24 protein-coding genes are annotated in these 23739 nt (G+C 64.2%); 18 read left to right on the forward strand and 6 right to left on the reverse strand.

What is annotated here, in order from left to right:
- The 9 genes from murD to E4L98_RS06210 form a co-directional block, all read left to right on the forward strand.
- Nucleotides 1–967 (forward strand): UDP-N-acetylmuramoyl-L-alanine--D-glutamate ligase (gene murD, locus E4L98_RS06170; protein ID WP_135200691.1); only part of this gene is annotated, 967 nt, incomplete at its 5' end.
- A 2-nt stretch (nt 968–969) separates the two neighbouring features.
- A complete protein-coding gene (ftsW, locus tag E4L98_RS06175; protein ID WP_135200692.1) occupies nt 970–2190 on the forward strand; it encodes a putative lipid II flippase FtsW in 1221 nt (406 codons plus the stop codon).
- Nucleotides 2187–3266, forward strand: a complete 1080-nt coding sequence (gene murG / locus E4L98_RS06180; protein ID WP_229257277.1) for an undecaprenyldiphospho-muramoylpentapeptide beta-N-acetylglucosaminyltransferase — start codon at nt 2187–2189, stop codon at nt 3264–3266. The genes ftsW and murG overlap by 4 nt, the downstream gene beginning before the upstream one ends.
- Nucleotides 3263–4654 (forward strand): UDP-N-acetylmuramate--L-alanine ligase, encoded by a 1392-nt coding sequence (gene murC / locus E4L98_RS06185; protein ID WP_135200693.1) that lies wholly within the window; start codon nt 3263–3265, stop codon nt 4652–4654. The genes murG and murC overlap by 4 nt, the downstream gene beginning before the upstream one ends.
- 2 nt (nt 4655–4656) lie before the next feature.
- Nucleotides 4657–5616, forward strand: a complete 960-nt coding sequence (locus tag E4L98_RS06190) for a D-alanine--D-alanine ligase (RefSeq protein ID WP_135200694.1) — start codon at nt 4657–4659, stop codon at nt 5614–5616.
- A gap of 7 nt (nt 5617–5623) precedes the next feature.
- Nucleotides 5624–6436 (forward strand): cell division protein FtsQ/DivIB, encoded by an 813-nt coding sequence (locus E4L98_RS06195; protein ID WP_135200695.1) that lies wholly within the window; start codon nt 5624–5626, stop codon nt 6434–6436.
- Between the two features lie 24 nt (nt 6437–6460).
- Nucleotides 6461–7693: a cell division protein FtsA gene (gene ftsA / locus E4L98_RS06200; RefSeq protein ID WP_135200696.1), complete on the forward strand. Its 1233-nt coding sequence runs from the start codon at nt 6461–6463 to the stop codon at nt 7691–7693.
- A gap of 112 nt (nt 7694–7805) precedes the next feature.
- Nucleotides 7806–9032, forward strand: coding sequence for a cell division protein FtsZ (ftsZ, locus tag E4L98_RS06205; RefSeq protein ID WP_135200697.1), 1227 nt, complete (start codon nt 7806–7808; stop codon nt 9030–9032).
- 79 nt (nt 9033–9111) lie between these two features.
- On the forward strand, nt 9112–9615 hold the full coding sequence (locus tag E4L98_RS06210) for a peroxiredoxin (RefSeq protein ID WP_135200698.1): 504 nt from the start codon (nt 9112–9114) through the stop codon (nt 9613–9615).
- Nucleotides 9616–9648: 33 nt separating this feature from the next.
- Here the strand turns inward: E4L98_RS06210 and E4L98_RS06215 are convergent, their stop codons facing one another.
- Both E4L98_RS06215 and E4L98_RS06220 read right to left on the reverse strand, forming a co-directional pair.
- A complete protein-coding gene (locus tag E4L98_RS06215) occupies nt 9649–10728 on the reverse strand; it encodes an alkene reductase (protein WP_135200699.1) in 1080 nt (359 codons plus the stop codon).
- 13 nt (nt 10729–10741) lie between these two features.
- A complete protein-coding gene (locus E4L98_RS06220; protein WP_135200700.1) occupies nt 10742–11479 on the reverse strand; it encodes an SDR family oxidoreductase in 738 nt (245 codons plus the stop codon).
- Between the two features lie 106 nt (nt 11480–11585).
- On the opposite strand from E4L98_RS06220, the gene E4L98_RS06225 reads away from it, so the two are divergent.
- The 3 genes from E4L98_RS06225 (at nt 11586) to E4L98_RS06235 (ending at nt 13267) form a co-directional block, all read left to right on the forward strand.
- Entirely contained in the window at nt 11586–12533 is a 948-nt protein-coding gene (locus tag E4L98_RS06225) for a LysR family transcriptional regulator (protein WP_135200701.1), read from the forward strand.
- Nucleotides 12534–12602: 69 nt separating this feature from the next.
- Complete coding sequence (locus E4L98_RS06230) at nt 12603–12995, forward strand: hypothetical protein (protein WP_135200702.1); 393 nt, start codon at nt 12603–12605, stop codon at nt 12993–12995.
- Entirely contained in the window at nt 12992–13267 is a 276-nt protein-coding gene (locus E4L98_RS06235; protein WP_135200703.1) for a type II toxin-antitoxin system RelE/ParE family toxin, read from the forward strand. Before E4L98_RS06230 ends, E4L98_RS06235 begins: the two co-directional genes overlap by 4 nt.
- A gap of 3 nt (nt 13268–13270) precedes the next feature.
- Here the strand turns inward: E4L98_RS06235 and E4L98_RS06240 are convergent, their stop codons facing one another.
- The 3 genes from E4L98_RS06240 to E4L98_RS06250 form a co-directional block, all read right to left on the reverse strand.
- Entirely contained in the window at nt 13271–14338 is a 1068-nt protein-coding gene (locus E4L98_RS06240; RefSeq protein ID WP_135200704.1) for a fumarylacetoacetate hydrolase family protein, read from the reverse strand.
- Nucleotides 14339–14353: 15 nt separating this feature from the next.
- Complete coding sequence (locus E4L98_RS06245) at nt 14354–14818, reverse strand: DUF2244 domain-containing protein (protein ID WP_135200705.1); 465 nt, start codon at nt 14816–14818, stop codon at nt 14354–14356.
- A 155-nt stretch (nt 14819–14973) separates the two neighbouring features.
- Nucleotides 14974–15753 (reverse strand): class I SAM-dependent methyltransferase, encoded by a 780-nt coding sequence (locus E4L98_RS06250; protein WP_135200706.1) that lies wholly within the window; start codon nt 15751–15753, stop codon nt 14974–14976.
- 94 nt (nt 15754–15847) lie between these two features.
- Between E4L98_RS06250 and E4L98_RS06255 the strand changes: the two genes are divergently transcribed.
- From E4L98_RS06255 to lpxC, 3 genes are all read left to right on the forward strand, one after another.
- Nucleotides 15848–16621 (forward strand): helix-turn-helix transcriptional regulator, encoded by a 774-nt coding sequence (locus E4L98_RS06255; protein WP_135200707.1) that lies wholly within the window; start codon nt 15848–15850, stop codon nt 16619–16621.
- A gap of 184 nt (nt 16622–16805) precedes the next feature.
- Complete coding sequence (locus E4L98_RS06260; RefSeq protein WP_135200708.1) at nt 16806–17648, forward strand: DMT family transporter; 843 nt, start codon at nt 16806–16808, stop codon at nt 17646–17648.
- 23 nt (nt 17649–17671) lie between these two features.
- Nucleotides 17672–18607 (forward strand): UDP-3-O-acyl-N-acetylglucosamine deacetylase, encoded by a 936-nt coding sequence (gene lpxC, locus E4L98_RS06265; protein ID WP_135200709.1) that lies wholly within the window; start codon nt 17672–17674, stop codon nt 18605–18607.
- A 1-nt stretch (nt 18608) separates the two neighbouring features.
- On the opposite strand, the gene E4L98_RS06270 is transcribed toward lpxC, so the two are convergent.
- Nucleotides 18609–19094, reverse strand: a complete 486-nt coding sequence (locus tag E4L98_RS06270) for a DciA family protein (RefSeq protein WP_135200710.1) — start codon at nt 19092–19094, stop codon at nt 18609–18611.
- 211 nt (nt 19095–19305) lie between these two features.
- Between E4L98_RS06270 and secA the strand changes: the two genes are divergently transcribed.
- From secA to E4L98_RS06285, 3 genes are all read left to right on the forward strand, one after another.
- Nucleotides 19306–22089 carry a preprotein translocase subunit SecA gene (gene secA, locus E4L98_RS06275; RefSeq protein WP_135200711.1) on the forward strand — a complete coding sequence of 928 codons (2784 nt, stop codon included), beginning with the start codon at nt 19306–19308 and terminating at the stop codon, nt 22087–22089.
- 124 nt (nt 22090–22213) lie between these two features.
- On the forward strand, nt 22214–23335 hold the full coding sequence (locus tag E4L98_RS06280; RefSeq protein ID WP_135200712.1) for a DUF4351 domain-containing protein: 1122 nt from the start codon (nt 22214–22216) through the stop codon (nt 23333–23335).
- Between the two features lie 65 nt (nt 23336–23400).
- Nucleotides 23401–23739, forward strand: coding sequence for a YciI family protein (locus E4L98_RS06285; RefSeq protein WP_135200713.1), 339 nt, complete (start codon nt 23401–23403; stop codon nt 23737–23739).

Below are 23739 nucleotides of genomic sequence, written 5' to 3' on the forward strand. Positions count from 1 at the left end.
GCTGGAAGCCGATGCGGCGACCGTGTTGAACGTGACCCAGGACCACCTGGACTGGCACGGAGACATGCCATCCTACGCCGCCGCCAAGCACCGCATCTTCGCCGCCAACACCGTGCGCGTGTTGAATCGCGACGATGCCACCACCATGCGCATGGCCAGCGCCACCGGCCATAACGTCACCTTCGGCACCGACGCGCCGGCCTTGCGGGACGATCTCGGCCTGAACAACGAGCGCGGCGTGCTGTGGCTGGCCACCGCCATCCCGGCCGAGGAGGAGGGCGAACCGAAAAAGCGCAAGAAGAACGATCCGCCGCCGCCACCGGTCGAATGCATGGTCAAGAACCTGATGCCGGCCGACGCGTTGCAGATTCGCGGAGTGCACAACGCCACCAACGCGCTGGCCGCGCTGGCCCTGTGCCGCGCCATCGATCTGCCGCTGGCGCCGCTGCTGCACGGCCTGCGCGAATATCGCGGCCAGCCGCACCGGGTGGAACTGGTCTCGGCCATCAACGAGGTCGAATACTACGACGACAGCAAGGGAACCAACGTCGGCGCCACCGTGGCCGCGCTGAATGGCCTGGGCAAAGCCTTCACCGGCGGACACCAACGCCTGCTGGTGATCCTGGGCGGTGACGGCAAAGGCCAGGACTTCGCGCCGCTGGCCGACCCTGTCGGCCGCTACGCCCGCGCCGTGCTGCTGATCGGCCGCGATGCGCCGCAGATCCGCGCCGCGCTGGAACACGCCGCGAAAGAGCAGGGCGTCGAGCTGGCTTACACGCTGGAAGACTGCGGCACCGACCTGCCGCTGGCCGTCAAGCGCGCCAGCGAACTGGCGCAAGCCGGCGACGCCGTGTTGCTGTCCCCGGCCTGCGCCAGCATGGACATGTTCAAGAACTACGCGCATCGCGCCCAGGTGTTCATCGACACCGTGCGCGACATCGCGCTCGACGCCGGACAGGAGCTCTGACCATGGCCCTCCAGCTGCCGTTCCGCTTTGGCGCCAAGTCGGCTGAAACGCCGATGGAGAGCCGCGCGCGGCAGTCGAAGATGATGGAGTACGACCAGCCGCTGGTCTGGGTCACCCTGCTGCTGATGTTGCTGGGGATGGTGATGGTGTACTCGGCATCGATCTCGCTGCCCGACTCGCCCAAGTTCGCCAACTACGTGCGCTGGCAGAACACCTACTTCCTGCAGCGGCAGGCGATGTTCATCGCCGTCTCGCTGCTGGTCGGCCTGTTCGTGTTCCGCGTCCGCATCGCCGATTTGCAGAAGGCCGCGCCGTATCTGTTCATCGGCACCCTTGTGCTGCTGGTGCTGGTGCTGGTACCCGGCATCGGCGTGGTGGTCAACGGCGGCCGCCGCTGGCTGTCCTTCAAGGTGTTCAACGTCCAGCCATCCGAATTGATGAAGGTGGTGGCGGTGCTGTACGCGGCCGATTACACCGTGCGCAAGCAGCAGTACATGCATAAGCTGACCAAGGGCTTCATGCCGATGGCGGCGGCGGTCGGCTTCGTCGGCCTGCTGCTGCTGCTGGAACCCGACCTCGGCGCCTTTGGCGTGATCGTCTGCATCGCCATGGGCATTCTGTTCCTGGGCGGGATCAACGCCATCTGGTTCGGCGGCATCGGTGCCGTGCTGGTGGTGATCTTCGGCTCCATCATCGCACTGTCCAAGTTCCGCCGCGAGCGCTACTTCGCTTACCTGAATCCATGGGAAGAAGACAATGCGCTGAACAAGGCTTACCAGCTGACCCACTCGCTGATCGCTTTCGGGCGCGGCGAGATTTTTGGCGTTGGCCTGGGCGGCAGCGTCGAGAAGCTGCACTATCTGCCCGAAGCGCACACCGACTTTCTGCTGGCCGTGATCGGCGAAGAACTGGGCCTGGCCGGCGTACTGGTGGTGATCGCGCTGTTCTACTGGATCATCAAGCGCGCCTTCGACATCGGCCGCCAGGCCATCGCCATCGACCAGACCTTTGCCGGCCTGACCGCCAAGGGCATCGGCATCTGGATCGGCGTGCAGACTTTTATCAACATGGGCGTGAATCTGGGTTTACTGCCGACCAAGGGCTTGACCCTGCCGCTGATGAGCTATGGCGGCACTGGCGTTGTAATTAACTGCATCGGACTCGCGATCCTGCTCCGGATCGACTACGAGAACCGGGTTCTGATGCGTGGTGGCAGATTATGAAACGATTGATGATCATGGCGGCCGGTACGGGCGGCCACATCTTCCCCGGCCTGGCGATCGCGCAAACCATGCGCGCGCGCGGCTGGGAGGTGAGCTGGCTGGGTACGTCCACCGGCATGGAACAGGAACTGGTGCCGAAGCAGGGCATCACGATGGACAGCATCAACTTCACCGGCATGCGCGGCAAAGGCATCAAGCACACGCTGGGCGGCGCGTTCAAGATGGTGAAGGCGTTCGCCGACTGCTTCGGCTTCATCGGCCGCCGCAAGCCGGACGTGGTGATGGGCATGGGCGGCTATGTGACCGTGCCGGGCGGCCTGATGACGCGCCTGCGCGGCACGCCGCTGGTGCTGGTGAACGCCGACGCGGCGCTGCTGTTGTCGAACAAGACGCTGGTGCCGTTCGCGGGCCGCGTGTGCTTCGGCTTCCCGGCCGATTTCGGCAGCGCGGCAGGCAAGGCGGTGGTGACCGGTAATCCGGTGCGCAGGGAGATCCTGGAAATGGCCCCGCCGGCGCAGCGCTTCGCCGGCCGCGAAGGCCCGCTGCGCATCCTGTGCGTGGGCGGCAGCCTGGGCGCCAGGGCGCTGAACGACAGCCTGCCGGCGGCGCTGGCGCTGATCCCCGAGGCGCAGCGTCCGGTGGTGACCCACCAGTCGGGCAAGAAGAATATCGATGCGCTGCGCGCGGCGTATCAGCAGGCCGGCGTGAGCGCCAACGTGGTCGACTTCATCGACGACATGGCGGCCGCCTACAGCGCCGCCGACGTGGTGATCTGCCGTGCCGGCGCGATCACGGTGTCGGAACTGACCGCCGCCGGCGTCGCCAGCGTGCTGGTGCCGTTCGTGGCCTCGACCACCAGCCACCAGCGCGACAACGCGCAGTGGATGGCGAAACAGAAAGCGGCGATTCACATGCCGCAGGCGGAATTGAGCGCGCCATCGCTGGCGGCGCTGTTGGAAACGCTGACCCGCGCATCCTGCCTGGCCATGGCCAACGCGGCGCGCGACGTCGGCAAACGCGATTCGAACGAAGCAATCGCCCAGGTATTGGAAGAACTAGCATTGGATAAGCCGTGAAACATAAGGTACAGAACATACACTTCGTCGGCATCGGCGGCAGCGGCATGAGCGGCATCGCCGAAGTGCTGCTGACGCTGGGCTACAACGTCTCCGGCTCGGACCTGGGCAGCAACGCTGTCACCCAGCGCCTGGCCGACATGGGCGCGCAAGTGTTCCAGGGCCACGCGGCGGAAAACATCGGCAAGGCCGACGCCGTCGTGACCTCGACCGCTGTACAGCAGGACAATCCTGAAGTGGTGGCGGCGCGCAGCCGCAAGATTCCCATCGTCCCGCGCGCCGTGATGCTGGGCGAGTTGATGCGCCTGAAGCGCGGCATCGCCATCGCCGGCACCCACGGCAAGACCACCACCACCAGCCTGGTGGCGTCGGTACTGGCGCAGGGCGGCCTGGATCCGACCTTCGTCATCGGCGGCCGCCTGACCGCGGCCGGCGCCAACGCCAAGCTGGGCACCGGCGACTACCTGGTGGCGGAAGCCGATGAGTCGGACGCCTCCTTCCTGAATCTGACGCCGATGATCGAAGTGATCACCAATATCGACGCCGATCACATGGAAACCTACGAGCACGATTTCGAGAAGCTCAAGCAGGCCTTCGTGCACTTCACCCATCGCCTGCCGTTCTATGGCCGCGCCATGCTGTGCATCGACGATCCGCATGTGCGCTCGATCCTGCCGCAGGTGACCAAACCGGTGACCACTTACGGCTTCGCCGAGGATGCACAGGTGCGCGCCGTGAACGCGCGTGCCGACGGCACGCAGATGCTGTTCACCGTCAGGCAGGAAGGTTATCCCGACCTGGATGTGGTGCTCAACCAGCCCGGCCTGCACAACGTGCAGAACGCCTGCTCGGCGGTGGCCATCGCGCGCGAGATCAATATCCCGGACAGCGCCACCCAGGCCGGTCTGGCCGGTTTCGCCGGCGTCGGCCGCCGCTTCACCAAGTACGGCGAGGTGGCGATTCCGGGCGGCGGCGCATTCACCCTGGTGGACGACTTCGGCCACCACCCGCTGGAAATGGAAGTGACCATGGCCGCCGCGCGCGCCGCCTATCCGGGCCGGCGCCTGGTGCTGGCGTTCCAGCCGCACCGCTACAGCCGCACGCGCGACCTGTTCGAAGACTTCGTCAAGGTGCTCGGCACGCCGGACGTGCTGGTGCTGGGCGAGGTGTATGCGGCCGGCGAGGCGCCGATCGTGGCGGCCGACGGCCGCGCGCTGTCGCACGCGCTGCGCGCGCGCGGCAAGACGGAACCAATTTTTGTTGAGGCGATCGGCGACATGCCGGAAACCATCATGGGCGTGGTACGCGACGGCGACGTCGTGATGACCATGGGCGCAGGCTCGATCAGCGGCGTCCCGGCCAAACTGACTAATTACCCTAAGGTCTGAACGTGAATACCATTACTCCTGAAGAGGCTAAGGCTTTCGGCAAGGTCGGCGTGCTGTACGGCGGCCGCTCCGCCGAGCGCGAAGTCTCGAACATGTCCGGCAGCGGCGTGCTGGCTGCGCTGCGGAGCAAGGGCGTGGACGCCCATGCCTTCGATCCGGGCCAGCGCTCGCTGGCGGAACTGGCTGCGGAAAAATTCGACCGCGTGTTCATCGCGCTGCACGGCCGCTACGGCGAGGACGGCAGCCTGCAGGGCGCGCTGGAACTGCTGGGCGTTCCCTACACCGGCAGCGGCGTGATGGCCAGCTCGGTGGGCATGGACAAGATCACCACCAAGATCGTCTGGCTGAACGCCGGCCTGCCGACCCCGCGCTACGCGGTGCTGCACGCGCAGTCCGACCTGGCCGCCACCGCCGCCGACCTGGGCCTGCCGCTGATCGTCAAGCCGCCGCATGAAGGTTCGACCATCGGCATCACCAAGGTCAGCGAAGCGGATGGCTTCCAGGCCGCCTACGACAAGGCCGCCGCGCTGGACGACGCGGTGCTGGCCGAGGAATTCGTCACCGGCCGCGAGTTCACCATCGCCATCCTGGGCAGCGGCGCGGCCGCGCGCGCGCTGCCGGTGGTGGAGATCGTGGCGCCGGAAGGCAATTACGATTACCAGAACAAGTACTTCACCGACGATACGCAGTATTTCTGCCCGGCCGTGCTGCCCGACGCGCTGACGGCCGAGATGCAGCGCATCGCCGTGGAAGCCTATCGCGCGCTGGGCTGCGAAGGGTGGGGCCGTGTCGACGTGCTGCTGCGCGAACGCGACCAGAAGCCATTCCTGCTGGAGGTGAACACCTCGCCCGGCATGACCAGCCACTCGCTGGTGCCGATGGCCGCGCGCGCGGAAGGCATGAGCTATGAAGACCTGTGCGTGGAAATCCTGCGCAGTGCACGTTTGAAGTTGAAGGGGTAAGCAGCGAATGTGGCACGACGCTAAAGCCTTGAATGCAACCGCCAGCGGCCTGTTCGCGCTGACGATGCTGGCGTGCGTCTCTGCTGGCGTGTGGTGGGTGTCGCAGCGTCCGATGTTCAACCTGCGCACCATCCGCATCGAGGCGATAGGCCGCGACGATCTGCACCACGTGAACCATCTGACCCTGCGCAACAACACGTTGGGCCGCATCAAGGGCAACTTCTTCACCACCAACCTGGATGCGGTGCGCCAGGCGTTCGAATCGGTGCCGTGGGTGCGGCGCGCCACGGTGCGGCGCGAATGGCCGGACCAGCTGATCGTCTCGCTGGAGGAGCACGAGGCGATGGGCACTTGGGGCGACGACGGCAAGCTGTTGTCGACCAAGGGCGAAAGCTTCATCGCCAATCTCGCCGAGGCGGAGGAAGACCAGGACCACGAGCTGCCGGAGTTCGACGGGCCGGAAGGCAGCGAGAAGGAAGTGCTGTCGCGTTACGATGAGCTGCGCGCCTGGTTCGCGCCGCTCAAGCTGGTGCCGCAGGCGCTGTCGCTGTCCAGCCGCTATGCCTGGACGGTGAAGCTGAACAACGGCATGAGCGTGGAGCTGGGGCGCGAGCAGACCGCCACCACGCTGAAGGAAAGAGTGGACCGGCTGATCGGGATTTATCCCCAGCTGGTCGAGCATTTGCAGAACATCGACACGATAGACATGCGGTACCAGAACGGTTTGGCGCTCAGCGCGCCCGGATTGAAGATACCGGCGGATGGCGCCAAACCGAAATCGCTAGTACAGAAACCCACGGCCAATAAAACCGGACACTAAGCAAATATAAGCAGGCAAAAAGAAATGACTAAAGACGCTAAAAACCTGATCGTCGGCCTCGATATCGGCACCTCCAAGGTGGTGGCTGTGGTGGCCGAGGTGATGGGCGACGGCCGCCATGAAGTGATCGGCCTGGGCCAGCACGAGTCCCGTGGCCTGAAGAAGGGCGTGGTGGTCAACATCGAGGCGACCGTCGAATCGATACAGCGCGCGCTTGAAGAGGCGGAGCTGATGGCCGACTGCAAGATCCGCAATGTCTACGCCGGCATCGCCGGCAGCCATATCCGCAGCTTCAACAGCAGCGGCATGGTGGCGATCAAGGACAAGGAAGTGACGGCGACCGACGTAGCGCGCGTCATCGAAACGGCAAAGGCGGTTAACATTCCCACCGACCAGCAGCTGCTGCACACGGTGCCGCAGGAATTCATCGTCGACAGCCAGGAAGATGTGCGCGAGCCGATCGGCATGAGCGGCATCCGCCTGGAGGTGAAGGTGCACATCGTCACCGGCGCCGTGTCGGCGGTGCAGAACATCGTCAAGTGCGTGCGCCGCTGCGGACTGGAAGTGTCCGACCTGATCCTGCAGCCCATGGCCTCGGCCGACGCGGTGCTGACCGGCGACGAAAAGGAACTGGGCGTGGTGCTGATCGATATCGGCGGCGGCACGACCGACGTGGCGGTGTTCTCCGACGGCGCGATCCGCCACACGGCGGTGATCCCGATCGCCGGCGACCAGATCACCAACGATATCGCGATGGCGTTGCGCACGCCGACCACCGAGGCGGAAGAAATCAAGATCCGCTACGGCGTCGCCAAGCAGGTGCTGGCCGATCCGGGCGAATCGCTGGAGGTGCCGGGCCTGGGCGACCGCGGTCCGCGCAACCTGTCGCGCCAGGCGCTGGCCGCCGTGATCGAGCCGCGCGTGGAGGAGCTGTTCGCGATGGTGCACCAGGTGGTGCGCGAGTCGGGTTACGAAGGCGTGCTGTCCTCGGGCATCGTGCTCACCGGCGGCACCTCGATCATGCCGGGCATGGTGGAGATGGCGGAGGACATCTTCCTCAAGCCGGCGCGCCTGGGCACACCGGATTACCGTGGCCAGCTGGCCGACGTGGTGCGCAGCCCGCGCTACGCGACCGTGCTGGGCCTGTTGTTGGAAGCGAAAAAGCAGTACCTGCGTGGCCACATCGTCACGCGGCAGGATGGATCGGTCAAGGCAGTCTGGCAGCGCATGAAGGAATGGTTCCTCGGGAATTTCTGAGGCACGTACAAACACACTATTTTTTTGGATTAAACCGCAGTTTTCAATCTCCAGTTCTCCTACAATTATGAGGACTGGCGCTTGGAAACCGCATTCTGATAGGAGTCACATCATGGAGTTCGATATGGTCGATAACGCAGCTTTGGGCACCGTCATCAAGGTCGTCGGTGTCGGCGGTGCGGGTGGCAATGCGGTACAACATATGATCAACAAGGGCATGTCGGGCGTCGAGTTCATCGCCGCCAACACCGACGCCCAGGCGCTGGCCACTTCCAAGGCCAACAACATCATCCAGATCGGCGAGACCGGCCTGGGTGCGGGCATGAAGCCCGACGTCGGCCGCAAGCTGGCCGAAGAATCGCGCGCGCGCATCGAAGACGCGCTGCGCGGCGCGCACATGGTGTTCATCGCCGCCGGCATGGGCGGCGGCACCGGCACCGGCGCCGCGCCTATCGTGGCCGAAGTGGCCAAGGCGCAGGGCGCGCTGACCGTGGCCGTGGTGTCCAAGCCGTTCTCGCACGAAGGCCAGAAGTGCATGGACATCGCCGAGGAAGGCCTGGAGCAGCTGTCGGCCAACGTCGACTCGCTGATCGTGATCCTGAACGAGAAGCTGGAGGAGATCTACGAAGACGAGTCGCTGATCGAGTGGCTGCAGCACGCCGACGATGTGCTGAACAACGCGGTGGCCGGCATCGCCGAGATCATCAACGTGCCGGGCCACATCAACGTCGACTTCAACGACGTCAAGACCATCATGGGCGAGCAGGGCAAGGCCATGATGGGCACCGCGATCGCCTCCGGCGTGGACCGCGCGCGCATCGCCGCCGAGCAGGCCGTGGCTTCGCCGCTGCTGGATGGCGTCGATCTGTCGGGCGCTCGCGGCGTGCTGGTGAACGTCACCGCCTCGCGCGGCCTGAAGGGCAAGGAGATCAAGGAAGTCATGGCGGCGGTACGCGCCTTTGCCGCACCGGACGCGTCGATCGCACAGGGCATCGCCTACGACGACGAGATGGGCGACAGCATCCGCGTGACCGTGGTCGCAACCGGCCTGGGCAAGAACAAGAAGCACGTGCAGCTGGTTCCTCAGCAGATGCTGCGCACCGGCACCCACAACAGCCCGATGATGCCATCGGCCGGCATGGGCGGCGCCGCCGCGGCGCAGGGCCTGTCGATGGGCGCGGCCGGCGGCATGGGCGGCGGCGCGGCGCCGGCCTTCGACGGCATGAAGGCGCCGGCCGTATGGCGCCGCGAGTCGGCATCGGAGCAGGTGCGCGCGATGGAGAAGAACGGCATGGAAACCTACGACATTCCAGCCTTCCTGCGCAAACAGGCCGATTAAGGCATACTGCCGGTTCTATCCGGGGAAAAAGCCGCGCCTTGGGGCGCGGCTTTTTATTTATTTCTACAAGGAGTCATCCATGACCATCAAGATCGGCGACAAGCTGCCGGAAGGCACGCTGTCCGAATTCATCGAAGTTGAAACCGAAGGCTGCTCGCTCGGCCCGAACACCTTCAACGTGCAAGACCTGACCAAGGGCAAGACCATCGCGATCTTCGGCCTGCCGGGCGCCTACACCCCGACCTGCTCGGCCAAGCATGTGCCGGGCTATGTGCAACACGCCGACGAACTGAAAGCCAAGGGCGTGGATGAGATCTGGTGCATCGCGGTCAACGACGCGTTCGTGATGGGTGCCTGGGGCCGCGATCAGAAAGCCACCGGCATCGTGCGCTTCATGGCGGATGGCAACGCTTCGTATAGCAAGGCACTGGGCCTGGACGCCGACTTCAGCAAGTTCGGCATGGGCACCCGCTCGCAGCGCTACTCGCTGCTGGCGGTGGACGGTGTGGTCAAGCAGCTCAACATCGAAGAAGGCGGCAAGTTCGAGGTATCGAACGCCGAGACCCTGCTGGGTCAGCTGTAATGTGAAAACGGCGCTCCACGGAGCGCCGTTTTTTTATGGCTGCGCCGGCGGATAGTCGGTGTAGCCGCGCGCGTCCTGGGTGAACCAGGTCTCACTGTCGTCCGGCGCCAGCGGCATGCCGGCGGCGATGCGTTGCGGCAGGTCCGGGTTGGCGATGAAGGGCCGGCCGAACGCCACCGCATCGCCCACGCCGGCGCGCAGCTCGTGTTCCGCACGTTCTACCGTGAAGTCCGAGTTCAGCAGCAGCGCTCCCTTGAACGCGGGACGCAGCAGCGGCGCCAGCGGTTCGGTTTCACCGACGCCGAAGCTGCCGTTGGGCGGCGGCTCGCGCAATTCCAGATGGGCGATGCCCAGCGACGACAGCATCTCCAGCGCGGCCGTGAACAGCGGCAGCGGAGCGGAATCGCGCACGCCCTGCGTCATGCCGTTGGGCGACAGGCGCACGCCGGTGCGATCGGCGCCGATCGCGTCCGCCACCACCTGCGTTACCTCCCGCAGCAGGCGGATGCGGTTGACGATGGAGCCGCCGTAGCGGTCGGTGCGGAAGTTGTCGCTGTCGCGCAGGAACTGGTCGATCAGATAGCCGTTGGAGGCGTGCAGCTGCACGCCGTCGAAGCCGGCGCGCATGGCGTTGCGGGCGGCCTGGGCGAAATCGTTCAGGATGCCTGGAATCTCTTCCACCCGCAACGCGCGCGCCTGGGCGTAGGGTTGCTTGCCGTCATAGGTGTGTGCAGCCGACGGCGCCACGGTGGCGGACGAGGACACCGGTGCTTGCCCGTTGAGGAAACTCGGATGCACCGTGCGGCCCATGTGCCACAGCTGGGCGATGATGCGGCCGCCGGCTTCATGCACCTTGTCGGTGACCGCGCGCCAGCCGGCGATCTGCGCGTTGGACCAGATGCCGGTGGCGTACGGCCAGCCCAGGCCCTGCTGGCTGATGCCGATCGCTTCGCTGATGATCAGCCCGGCCGAGGCGCGCTGGGCGTAGTAGTCGGCCATCATCGGCGTCGGCAGATGCTCGCGCGTGCCGCGCGCGCGCGTCATCGGCGCCATCAGGATGCGGTTGGGCGCGCGGATGGCGCCCAGTTGCAGCGGTTCAAACAGCATGCTCATGATCGCGCTCCTTTCAGACCAGGCGTGCGCCGCCGTCGACGTTGAGGGTGGCGCCGTTCATGTAGCCGTTGGTCATCAGGAACACGACGGCGGCGCCGGCTTCGTCGGCGCTGCCGACCCGGCCCAGCGGCAGTTTGGCCTGCAGGCCGGCGACATAGGCATCGCGGCCTTCGCCCAGCGCCTTGCTCAGTAGCGGCGTGGCGATGGTGCCGGGCGACAGGGTGTTGAGGCGGCGCGGCGCCAGTTCCAGCGCCAGGCCGCGCGCCAGCGCTTCCATGGCGGCGCTGGCGGCGGCCAGCACGGCGGTGCCGTAGGCGTTGGGACGATCCGACAGCACGCCGGAAATGAAGGTGATCGAGGCATCCGTCGCCAGACGGTTGCCCAGCGCGCGGATTACGTGCACGGCGGCCCAGATGCGTTCGTCGAAGGCACGCTGCAGATGGGACACGTCGGCCTCCAGCACCTTGCCGGCGACGAAGCTGCCGGCCAGCAGCACCAGATGGTCGACCTGCGGCAGATCGGCCAGCGCGGCGCTGATGGTGTCGGCGCGCGTCACGTCCATGGCGCGGTGCCCGGCGAAACCGTGCTCGGCCGCGACCGCCGCCGCGCGCGCAGCATCGAGACCGGCGACAACCACGGCCGCGCCGGCCGCCTTGGCCTGGATCGCGGCCGACAGGCCGATGCCCGACGTGCCGCCGACGATGAGGACGGTTTTGCCGGACAATGGTGCATTGAAGAGAGGGGTGTTCATGGTGGGCTCCTGAAGAATAAAGCGCAATGGCGCGCTGACAGGAGGCAGATTAGGGCTATGCCCCGGCTTTGACAATGTGGCTGAAATTCGCTTTAATTATGCCATTATGGAACAAATTGGATTAGAGCGGCTGACCGGCCTGATCGCCTTTGCCCGCGCGGCGTCGCTGGGCAGCTATACCGCTGCCGCGCGTTCGCTGGCGGTGTCGCCGTCGGCCGTCAGCAAAAGCGTGCAGCGGCTGGAGCAGCAGCTGGGACTGTCGCTGTTCACCCGCACCACGCGCTCGCTGACACTGACGGCGGAAGGCCGAGATCTGCACGAGCGCGCCCTGCGCCTGCTGCACGAGGCTGAGGAGATCGAACAAGCCGTGCTGGCTGCGAAAGCCGAGCCGGCCGGCACGATACGGGTGGTCGCGCCGCTGCCGATCGGCACGCAGGTACTGGCGCCCAGGCTGGCGCGGCTGAAGGCGCGCTTTCCCAAATTGACGGTGGATCTGCGGCTGGGCGACGAGTTTGTCGATCTGATCAAGGAGGGCATCGACGTGGCGATCCGCGTCGGCGAGCTGGCGGATTCGCGGCTGATTTCGCGGCGGCTGGCGCCGCACCGGCTGTGCGCGTTTGCCTCGCCGGCCTACCTGGCCGAACGCGGCACGCCGCGCCATCCGGATGAGCTGATGCGGCACGACTGCGTGAACTTCCGTTTTCAAAGTTCCGGCCAGCTGCTGCGCTGGCCATTCCTGATCGGCGGCCGCGTGGTGGAAATCACGCCGCCCAGCTGGGCGGTGGCCAACGCCAGCGACGCGATTGCCGAGATGCTGGTGGCGCAGGGCGGCATCGGCATCTCGCCGACCTATGTCGCCGCGCGCTACGTGCAGCGTGGCGAGCTGGTGCCGGTGCTGGCCGAATGTGCGGTCGACCGCTCGACCATCACCGCATTGTGGCCGCAAAGCCGCCGCAGCAATCCCAACGTCAGGGCCTTCCTCAGCTTTCTGGAAGAGGTCTTTCCGCCCGAACCGCCGTGGGATGCGGTGATTTCTGCCGCCGCCCGAATTTGATTTATATTAAGGGGAAATCGAGGGCTGCGGACTAGTGTCGCAGAGTCTACGACATGCGGAGAGGCTGTGATGGAATATATGACTGCGCTGGAGTTGCAGCAGGCTTATGCGATCGGTGATGTACTGTCTGTCGCGCTAGTCGCCAGGCACGATGTTTTTGGAATGCGTATCTCGACGCCTGGCGGGCTGCGCATTCTCTCTGCCGATGCGATAGACCAGCCATTGCGATTTCAGTCTCCAGCAGAAGCGTCGGCTTTCCTTCATCAGATAGGATTGGAAAACGTTGAGCTTGATGTAGATAGCTGGCGGGCTGATCTGCGGGCACAGCGTTATGATGCATGGTTAGCCGCCAAGGTCGAATCCTCGCTCGCGGGACTGAAGGATAGTTCCAACCGTGTATTTCCTCCCGATGAGTGGGCAGCTATCCGCGCCGCCAAGGCGGCAAAACGCGGTGCCTCATGAAAAATGTCGTCCGCAGCGCGACATATCTCGCTGACCTGGACGACATAGAGCGCTACATCGCCCGCTTGAATCCCGTTGCCGCCGCACGGATGTTCGATCATATTGACGATCAGGTCGAACTATTGGCCGACCCAAATTTTCCCCGCAGGCGTGGACGGGTTCGCGGGACGTTCGAGCTCGTCGTCCACCGGCATTACGTGGTCATCTTTTGCGAGACAGCGACGACGGTGACCGCATTGAATGTCGTTCACACCAGCCGTCACTATCCATGAGACTCAACCCTCCGCCTTGATGAGGTTGCGCAGGATGCCGATGCCGGTGACTTCGGTTTCCATCACGTCGCCCGGTTTCATGAACTCGGGCGGCTTGCGGCTGAAGCCGACGCCGGACGGCGTGCCGGTGGTGATGATGTCGCCCGGCTCCAGCGTCATGCCGCGCGACAGTTCGGCAATCACGCGCGGAATCTTGAAGTACATCTGCTGGTAGCTGGCGTTCTGCTTTTCGACGCCGTTGACGCGGCTGATGATGCGGCAGTCGTCGAGGTGGATGCCGGCCGGCGTCACGATCCACGGTCCCATCGGGCCGTAGCCGTCCAGGCTTTTACCCTTGAACCATTGGCCGCCGTGGCGTTTCTGCTGGATGTCGCGCGCGGTGGTGTCGTTGTAGACGGTGTAGCCGAACACATGGTTCAGCGCCTGGTCTTCGCTGATGTTGCGGCCGGCGCGGCCGATCACCACCGCCAGTTCCGCCTCCCAGTCCACCTGCGTGGAATTGCCGGCATCGAAGGGAATGCTGCCAAACGGGCTGTTCATGGTGTTGACGCCCTTGGTGAAGAACACCGGATTGGCCGGGTACTCGCTCACCACCTTGTCGGCGCGCGCCGCCTTGCCTTCCTCGAAGTGATCGAGATAGTTCCAGCCCACCGCGTAGATGTTGGCGCGCGGGCGCGGGATCGGCGACCACAGCTGCACCTGGTTGACGTGCGGACGGGCGATGCGCAGCAGCGCGCCTTTTTCGGCCAGCGCGTGCACCTGGGTGATGCCCGCATCGCCGCTGTCGATCAGCGACAGCATGGAAGTGGGATCGAACATCAGCTTGACGCGCGCGCGTTGCGCCTCGGCGCCGATGTCGATCAGGTTGCCGTTGTCGAGCACCACGCCGATGCGCGGCTTTTCATCTTTGCTCGGCGAGAAGGTGGCGAGCCGCAGCCCCAGTTGCGCCGCCAGCGGGGCGATGGCCCCGACCTGCGGCTGCGGAGCGTCGGCCGCCGTCGCCTGTCCCAGCACGCCGACGGCGGCGCTGGTGGCGCCCAGCTTGAGGAAGTTACGCCGGTTTTCTTGCATGTGTGTCTCCTGTGGTTATGGTTGGCGTGGATGCAGGCAGCTGGCAAGGTCGCGCGCCAGCTCGCGGCGCTGGGCCGCATTGAGAAATTCGGCGAGCACGGCCTGGCCGTGCTGGTCCTGCAGGCGGACCGGCGCGCGGTCGTGCGGTAGCGGCAGCAGCCGCGTGGTGCGCGGGTTCAGCTTGACGCGTCGCAATACCTCGGCGCGGCGCTGCTCGATCATGATCAGGAATGGCGTGATGTCGATGCGGTCGTAGTCGCCGGCGTGGCGGGCGTGGTGGCGCATGCACAGGCCCAGCACCGTCAGTTCCAGCAGCGAATACGCCAGGATGTACCAGTAGCCCAGGTACAAAAAGCTGAGCGCCACCAGCAGCGAAGGCGCGCACAGGATCACGAACAGCTTCTGCAGCTGCCGGTGACTCAGCGTGGTGCGGCGTTGCAGCAGCCAGCTGCGGCCCTCCGATGGCACATCGCGCGGCATGGTGGCTCTCCTGTCGGATAACTTTGACAAGTATATATCGATGTTTGCATTGATGATTGTGGCGTTGTTGACCGGTGACTTGCACGCCGTGCTGCGGGAAAACGCTGGCCCGTTCACGGCAGCGGACCGGGCATGTCGAGTTTGTGGAAAAGTTTTCAGACTGGCGCCGGCGCTGACTGCGCCTTGAACATGGTCGAGTCTATGGTGAACGAGTCGTCAGGCTGGACATCGAAATAGGCGCGACTTTCGGCCGGCGCGTGCCGCAACAGGCTGCGGATGGCGGTGACGCGCTCCGGCGGCGTGCGCATGCGCATGGTCCAGTCGTCGAATTGCATCTGCAGTTTCCAGTTGTCCAGACGCACCGCGCCGAAACCGGCATCGTCCAGCATGCGCAGCCATTCGGAGGGCCGGTAATCGCGCACGTGCGAGCCGTCGCGCAGCAACTCCACTGCCTGCAGCGTGGTGTCGTGCAGTGGCGCTTCCGGCGCGGTGATGTCGATGACGATGAAGATGCCGCCCGGTTTCAGTACCCGCTTTACTTCGCGCAGGGCGGCAGGCACGTCCAGCCAGTGGTGCGCCGAGAAGCGTGTCATCGCCATGCAGAAGGTGGCGTCGGCAAATGGCAGGCTGGCGGCGTTGCCCTGCTGCGTGACGATGTTGTCGTGACCGCGTTCGCGCGCGGCGCCGGATACCACCGCCAGCATTTCAGATGACAGGTCGAAGGCCGTCACCGATTGCGCCACCGGCGCGACGGCAAAGCTGGCGTGGCCGGCGCCGCAGCCGAGGTCCAGCACCAGCGGGCCTCTGCCTGGCGCCAGCGTGGCGGCGATCGCGCGCAACCGCGTCAGGTCCGCGCCCTGCGCGTGCACGGCGCTGGTCAGATAAGCGCTGGCGGTGGTGCCGAACTGGCGGGCGACGATGGCTTGCTGCTGCATGATGTTTTCTCCCCGAGTCAATGAAGTCAGTGCAGAGTAGGAGGCTTGTTATCCTGTAACAAGACAAGGATTTATCCTGGTATAAGGCACTACCATGCAAAACAAACTCGGCGAGTTCATCCGCGCCCACCGCGAGCGCACCCCACCGGCCAGCGTCGGCTTGCCGACGGGTGGTCGCCGCCGCACGCCCGGCCTGCGACGCGAAGAGCTGGCGCAACTGTGCGACGTCAGTCCGACCTGGCTGACCTGGCTGGAGCAGGGCCGGGACGTGGCGCCGTCCGGCAAGCTGCTGGCGCGGCTGGCGGAAGTGCTGCACCTGAGCGCGGCCGAGCGCACCTACCTGTTCAGCCTGGCAGAGCGGCTGGACCCGCGGCATGGCGATGACAGCGCAGCGGCGGCGGCGCCGCTGCAGGAAATGGTCGACGCCATCGACGGCCCGGCTTACCTGCTGGATCGTCAGTGGGATGCGCTTGCCTGGAACGTGCACGCGGCGGCGCTGTTCGGTGGCTGGCTGGAGGTGGAAGCGGCGGCGTCGGACCGTCCCAACCTGCTGCGCTTCATGTTCCGCCATCCCGCCGCGCGCGGCCTGATCGTCGACTGGGATGACCGCGCGCATCGGCTGGTGGCGGAGTTTCGCGCCGACATCGGCAGGCATGCCAGCGATCCCGCGCTGGCCGCCTTGATCGCGGCGCTGTCCGCTGAAAGCGCCGAGTTTGCCCGCCTGTGGACTAGGCAGGATGTGACCAGCCGCGAAGGCGGCTTGCGCCGCTTCCAGCATCCGCGCGCCGGTGAACTCAGCTTCAACCAGGTCACCCTGCATCTGGCCAAGCGGCACGATCTCAAGCTGGTCATGCTGCTTCCGGCGTAACATTCCGGGGTCAGATCTGCCAATCGCACACGGCCGCAACCGTAGGCGTCGCCTACGGTTGCGGCCGTGTGCGATTGGCAGATCTGACCCCGGATTTCCACTTGCTATAATGAAAAAAAAGCCGTTCAAGGAGCTGGTTCTGTCTTCCGTTAGCCGCAAAGAAAATTTGCACAGCATCTATGCGATGCTGATTGCCGTGGGCATGTTTTCCTTCATGGACACCACCATGAAGCTGCTCTCCGCCCATTATCCCGCCACCCAGGTGACCACGCTGCGCGCCTTCAGCTCGCTGCCGCTGCTGTGCGTGTACATGCTGTATCGCGGCGCGTTCAAGGGCATCCTCCGCGTGCGCTGGCCCATGCACGTGCTGCGCGCCGTGCTGGGCACCGGCATGCTGACCTTGTTCGCTTTCGGTCTCAGCATGCTGTCGCTGGCCGAAGCCTATTCGATCTTCTTTATCGCGCCGGCACTGATCACGGCCTTGTCGGTGTTTATTTTGAAGGAGCATGTCAGTACCGGGCAGTGGGTGGCGATCGCGGTCGGCCTGGTCGGGGTGATCGTGGTGTTGCGGCCCGAGGGGCTGAATTTTCTGTCGGTCGGCGGCCTGGCCGTGCTGGGCGCGGCGGCCTGCTATGCGGGCAGCGCGATCAACAGCCGCGTGCTGGCGCGGACCGACAGCAACGAGTCGATGATGTTCTGGTATCTGATCATGATGGCGTTCGGCAGCCTGGCGGTGTCATACCGGCACTGGGTGCCGCTGCGCGCCGAGGACGGCTGGGTGCTGCTGGCGCTGGCGCTGAGCGGCTTCTTCGGCCAGCTGGCCATCACCCGCGCGTTCAGCATCGGCAAGGCGTCGGTGGTGGCGCCGTTCGAGTATTCGGCGCTGGCCTGGGGCGTGGCGATCGACTGGCTCTTATGGCAGACCCTGCCCGACGGTTACACCCTGCTCGGCGCCGGTATCATCATCGCCAGCGGTATCTATCTGGTGCGGCGCGAGGCGGTCCATGCCGAAGCTGAGCACCCTTGATCACACTTCGCTATAATCGTCGGATGCTAAAACAACGTACTATCAAAGAACTGGTCCGCACTACCGGTGTCGGACTGCACTCCGGCACCAAGGTGGAACTGACGCTGCGGCCGGCCGCGCCCGATACCGGCATCGTGTTCCGCCGCGTCGATCTGAACCCGGTGGTGGAATTCCCGTCCAGCGCGATGGCGGTGGGCGATACCCGCATGGCTTCGGTGCTGGTGAAAGAGGGCGCGCGCGTATCCACCGTCGAACACCTGATGTCGGCCTGCGCCGGCCTCGGCATCGACAATCTGTATATCGAGGTCAGCGCCGAGGAAATCCCGATCATGGATGGCTCGGCGTCATCCTTCGTATTCTTATTGCAACAGGCCGGCCTGCTGGAGCAGCCGGCGCCGAAGAAGTTCATCCGCGTGCTGAAGCCGGTCGAAATCCGCGAAGGCACGGGCGACAGGGAAAAGTGGGCGCGGCTGGTGCCGCACGACGGTTTCAAGCTGGATTTTTTCATCGAGTTCAACCATCCGGCCGTGGACGGCACCAAGCAGCGCGCCCAGGTCGATTTCGGCGACGTCTCTTACGTGCACGACGTGGCGCGCGCGCGTACCTTCGGTTTCATGCAGGACGTGGAAATGCTGCGCGGCATAGGCCTGGCGCGCGGCGGTTCACTGGAAAACGCCATCGTGATGGACGAGTATCGCATCCTGAATTCGGATGGCCTGCGCTACGACGACGAGTTCGTGCGCCACAAGATCCTCGACGCCATCGGCGACCTGTATCTGGTCGGCCATCCGCTGATCGCCGGTTACGAGGCGCACAAGTCCGGTCACGCGCTGAACAACCAGCTGCTGCTGGAGCTGCTCAAGCATCCGGACGCCTACGAAATCGTCACCTTCGAGGACATGGCCAGCGCGCCGCCGTCCTATGTGCGCCAGATGGCGCATGAGTGGGCACTCACCTGAGTTAGCCGAGCCCGGCGCGGCGGCGCGCCACCATGGCCTTGACGGCGCTGATCAGTGCGCTGTTCTGCGGCGTGGCTTCCAGCGTGTCGCCCAGCTGGTCGAAGGCGTCCACCGCGGCGGGCGGCAATTCCAGCGCCCGCATCTGTTCCTTGATCTCGGCGGCCTTCATCATCTGCACCTTGATGCGCACGCCGGCCACCTGCCAGCCGCGCCGCGCCAGCGTGTCTTGCAACTTCGGCAATTGTTGCTTGAGCTTGGCCGCCAGTGCCGTGGTAGGCAGCGACAGCAGCAACTGACCCTCCTCGAACGCCAGGATTTCGCAGTGCTTGAACATGGCCGGCAGGCATTCGGCGCAGTCTTTCTGCAGGCGCGCCATGCGCTCGATGGCCGGCAGCAGGGCGGCCATGCGGTCGTTGCGGCGCAGGAAATCGGTGGCTTCCACCGGCGCGCGCCGCTTGAGCGAGAGGTTGGAGGAGTTGAATCGCATCGGCGAAACATAACACAGCGCCCCAAACTCGTCACCACCGGTTAAAATTGGTTGATTTTGTGACATTGTTCACGCTTGGGGTATTGTTATATATGGCAATAACCCAATCTAGGCCCGGGCGCGTGATAAAATCACCGTCTTTTGCCATAGTCGGACTCCGTGCGGTACGGCGCAGAGCTTTTTTTAACGGCGTTTTTTCAAGAATTCAAGCATGTCTTTTCTGACCAAGATTTTCGGCAGCCGCAACCAGCGCCTGCTCAAGCAATACCAAAAAACGGTACGCGAGATCAATGCGCTCGAACCGGCCATGGAAAAACTGTCGGATGCCGAGCTGCAAGCGAAAACGCCCGCCTTCAAGGAACGCATCGCCGCCGGCGAGACGCTGGACCAGATCCTGCCGGAAGCCTTTGCGGTCTGCCGCGAAGCGTCCAAGCGCGTGATGAAGATGCGCCACTTCGACGTGCAGATGATCGGCGGGATGGTTCTGCACTATGGCAAAATCGCCGAAATGGGCACCGGTGAAGGCAAGACCCTGACCGCGACCCTGCCGGCCTACCTGAATGCGCTGTCGGGCAAGGGCGTGCACATCGTGACCGTCAACGATTACCTGGCCCAGCGCGACGCCGACACCATGGCCAAGCTGTACAGCTGGCTCGGCTTGACCACCGGCGTCAACCTGTCGCAGATGCCGCACGACCAGAAGCAAGCGGCGTATGCCTCGGACATCACCTACGGCACCAACAATGAATTCGGCTTCGACTACCTGCGCGACAACATGGTGTTCGAGGTCAAGGACCGCGTCCAGCGCGCGCTGAATTTCGGCATCGTCGACGAAGTCGACTCGATCCTGATCGACGAGGCGCGTACGCCGTTGATCATCTCCGGCCAGGCCGAGAATCACACCGACCTGTACTACAAGATCAACACCGTGCCGCCGCTGCTGACCCTGCAGATCGGCGAGGAGACCCCGGACGGCAAGGGCAAGGTGGAAGTCCCCGGCGACTACACCAAGGATGAAAAAGCCCACCAGGTGCTGCTGACCGAAGCCGGCCACGAAAAGGCCGAACGTATCCTGACCCAGATGGGCCTGCTGCCGGAAGGCGCCTCGCTGTACGACTCGGCCAACATCACGCTGGTGCACCACCTGTACGCGGCGCTGCGCGCGCATGCGCTGTACTTCAAGGATCAGCACTATGTGGTGCAGAATAATGAAGTGGTGATTGTCGATGAATTCACCGGCCGTCTGATGACCGGCCGCCGCTGGTCCGACGGCCTGCACCAGGCGGTCGAGGCGAAAGAGGGCGTGAAGATCCAGAACGAGAACCAGACCCTGGCCTCGATCACCTTCCAGAACTACTTCCGCATGTACGCCAAGCTGGCCGGCATGACCGGTACCGCCGATACCGAAGCGTACGAATTCCAGGAGATCTACGGCCTGGAAACGGTGGTGATTCCGCCGAACCGTCCGTCGCAGCGCAAGGACCGCCACGACCAGGTCTACAAGACCGCCGGCGAGAAGTACAAGGCCATGATGCTGGAAATCCGCGAGTGCTACGAACGCGGCCAGCCGGTGCTGGTGGGCACCACTTCGATTGAGAACTCGGAACTGTTGTCCGGCATCCTCACCAAGGCCGGCCTGCCGCACAACGTGCTGAACGCGAAACAGCACGCGCGCGAAGCGGAAATCATCGCCCAGGCGGGTTCGCCGAAGGCGATCACCATCGCCACCAACATGGCCGGCCGTGGTACCGACATCGTGTTGGGCGGTAACGTCGAGAAGCAGATCCAGTTCATCGAAGCCAATCCGGAACTGAGCGACGAAGAGAAGGCCAAGCAGGCCAAGGCGCTGCGCGACGGCTGGCAAGCGCTGCACGAGCAGGTGGTGGCGGCCGGCGGCCTGCACATCGTCGGTACCGAGCGCCACGAGTCGCGCCGCGTCGACAACCAGCTGCGTGGCCGCGCCGCGCGCCAGGGCGACCCGGGCATGTCGCGCTTCTTCCTGTCGCTGGACGATCCGCTGCTGCGCATCTTCGCCGGCGACCGCGTGCGCGCGGTGATGGACCGTCTGAAGATGCCGGAAGGCGAGCCGATCGAGGCGGGCATCGTTTCGCGTTCGATCGAGACCGCGCAGCGCAAGGTCGAGGCGCGCAACTTCGATATCCGTAAGCAGCTGCTGGAATACGATGACGTCGCCAACGACCAGCGCAAGGTGATTTACCAGCAGCGTAACGAGCTGCTGGAAGCGGCCGATATTTCGGAACTGATCCAGTCGCTGCGCCACGGTGCGTTTACCGATCTGGTGCGCGAATACGTGCCGGAAGAATCGGTGGAAGAACAGTGGAACATCCCTGGCCTGGAAGCCGCGCTGGCGGCCGAGTGGCAGATCGATGTGCCGCTGCGCTCCATGCTGGAGAAGGAATCCAATCTGACCGACGAGGAAATCGTCGAGCGCGTGCTGGCCGCGGCCGATGCGTTGTATCAGTCGAAGGTGGATATCGTCGGCAAGGAAGCCTTCGGCGGCTTCGAACGCAACGTGATGCTGCAGTCGGTGGACTCGCACTGGCGCGAGCACTTGGCGGCGCTGGACCACCTGCGTCAGGGCATCCACCTGCGCGGCTATGCGCAGAAGAATCCGAAGCAGGAATACAAGCGTGAAGCCTTCGAGCTGTTTGGCCAGATGCTGGACATGATCAAGAATGAAGTGGTGAAATTGATCATGACCGTACGCATCCAGTCGCGTGAAGAGATCGACGCGGCCGAAGCGGCGATGCAGCAGTCGCACGTGGAAAACGTCAGCTACCAGCACGCCGACTTCAACCCGAACGCGGCGCCGGAAGAACTGCTGGCGCCACCGCAGTTCAGCGGCCTGCCGAAGGAGTTGCAGGGCCTCAGCGGTGAGCAGTTGATGGAGCTGGGCCTGAAAGTCGGCCGCAACGATCCATGCCCGTGCGGCAGCGGCAAGAAATACAAGGCGTGCCACGGCAAGCTGGCCTGATCGGTTGAGCTTCTGAATGAACCCGTAACGTCGCAAGGCCTTACGGGTTTTTCTTTTGTGCCTCGCGCAGCGCTTTTGTACCGCGTCAATGCATCCCGGTGGAGCACGGCCGTAGACTGGGCAGATGCCGAACGCCACTCCCCCCGCCCGATATGATTTACCTTGGAAGGCCGCGTTGACGCATGCTTTCCACGCCTTCATGGCATTCTTTTTTCCTGCACTCTGCGCGCAGATCGACTGGTCGCAACGGCCGCGTTTCCGCGACAAGGAGCTGGAGGGGATCTGCCTCGGAAGCCAGCCCGATGGCATGGTGGCCGATAAACTGGTGGAGGTGGCGCTGCGCGACGGTCGCGTACACTGGTTGCTGATCCACGTCGAAGTGCAGGCGCAACGTGATGCCACGCTGGCGCGGCGTGTGTTTGACTACAACTATCGCATCTTTTCGCAATATGAGCGGCCGGTTGCCAGCTTGGTATTGCTGGCCGATGAGGACTTTCACTGGCGTCCGTGTGCCTTCCACAATGAAGTGCCGGGTACGGTAATGGGGATTTCCTTCAGTATCGCCAAGCTGATGGACTACGCGACGAAGACCGACGAATTAATGACCTCGCACAACCCTTTCGCCTGGATCACCTTGGCCCACTTGCAAACGCAGCAGGCCCGGCATGATCCGGACCGGTTGTACGCGACCAAATGGCGATTGACCAAACTTTTGTATCAACACGGGTGGCGCAAGCAGCGCATAATTACGCTGTTCAAAGTCATAAACTGGATGATGGCGCTACCCGAGCCGTACCAGCAGCGCTACTGGCAGGCTCTTCTGAAGCTGGAAAAGGAGCGAAAAATGGCATGGATCACCCCGTTGGAACAGTCATTCATCGACAAGGGATGGCAGCAAGGTCTTAAAAAAGGGCTGCAACAAGGCTTGCAGCAGGGTCTTGAACGTGGCCTGAAGCAGGGCCTGGAGCGAGGCACAAAGCAGGGCAGGGAACAAGGGCTGGAACAAGGCCTGGAACAAGGCCTGGAACAAGGCCTGGAACAAGGCCTGGAGCAAGGGCTGGAACTGGGCCTGCTACAGGGGCGTAAGGAAGGTGCGCTGGCAGTGCTTGAACGGCAGCTCACACGACGTTTCGGCGCATTGCCCAAGCGTACCCGGCGCAAGCTGGCGGAAGCCAGTCTCGAACAACTGGAGGCATGGAGTGATAGGCTGCCAGAGGCGCAATCACTGAAGCAGCTGTTCGAATAAATACCCTGTCGCATTGTCGACATCTACGCGGGTCGTTCGTCGTGAAGTTTTGAGGAGAAAAAGTCATGTCCCAATATTTGGTTGCCATCCACCACCGCGACGACTTCGACCCAGCTTCAGAAAGGGCGGACGTTCGCGCGGACATAAGCGCGCTCAACCGCGAAATGATCGCCGCCGGTGTCAGAGTATTCGTTGGCGGCCTGTCGCCGGCCGACCAGGCGGTCTCGTTGCGCCCGGGAGCTGATGGCGAGGTGGCCACGAGCCAAGGCCTGTATCAGAAAACGGGCGAGCACGTCGGTGGGCTGTGGGTGCTGGAAGCCGCCAGCATGGACGAGGCGCGGGAGTGGGGGCGCAAGGCCGCCATCGCCTGCCGGGCGCCGGTGGAAGTGCGGGCGTTTCTGTAA

It is taken from the genome of Duganella callida, assembly GCF_004614165.1.
GTDB lineage: Bacteria > Pseudomonadota > Gammaproteobacteria > Burkholderiales > Burkholderiaceae_D > Rugamonas > Rugamonas callida.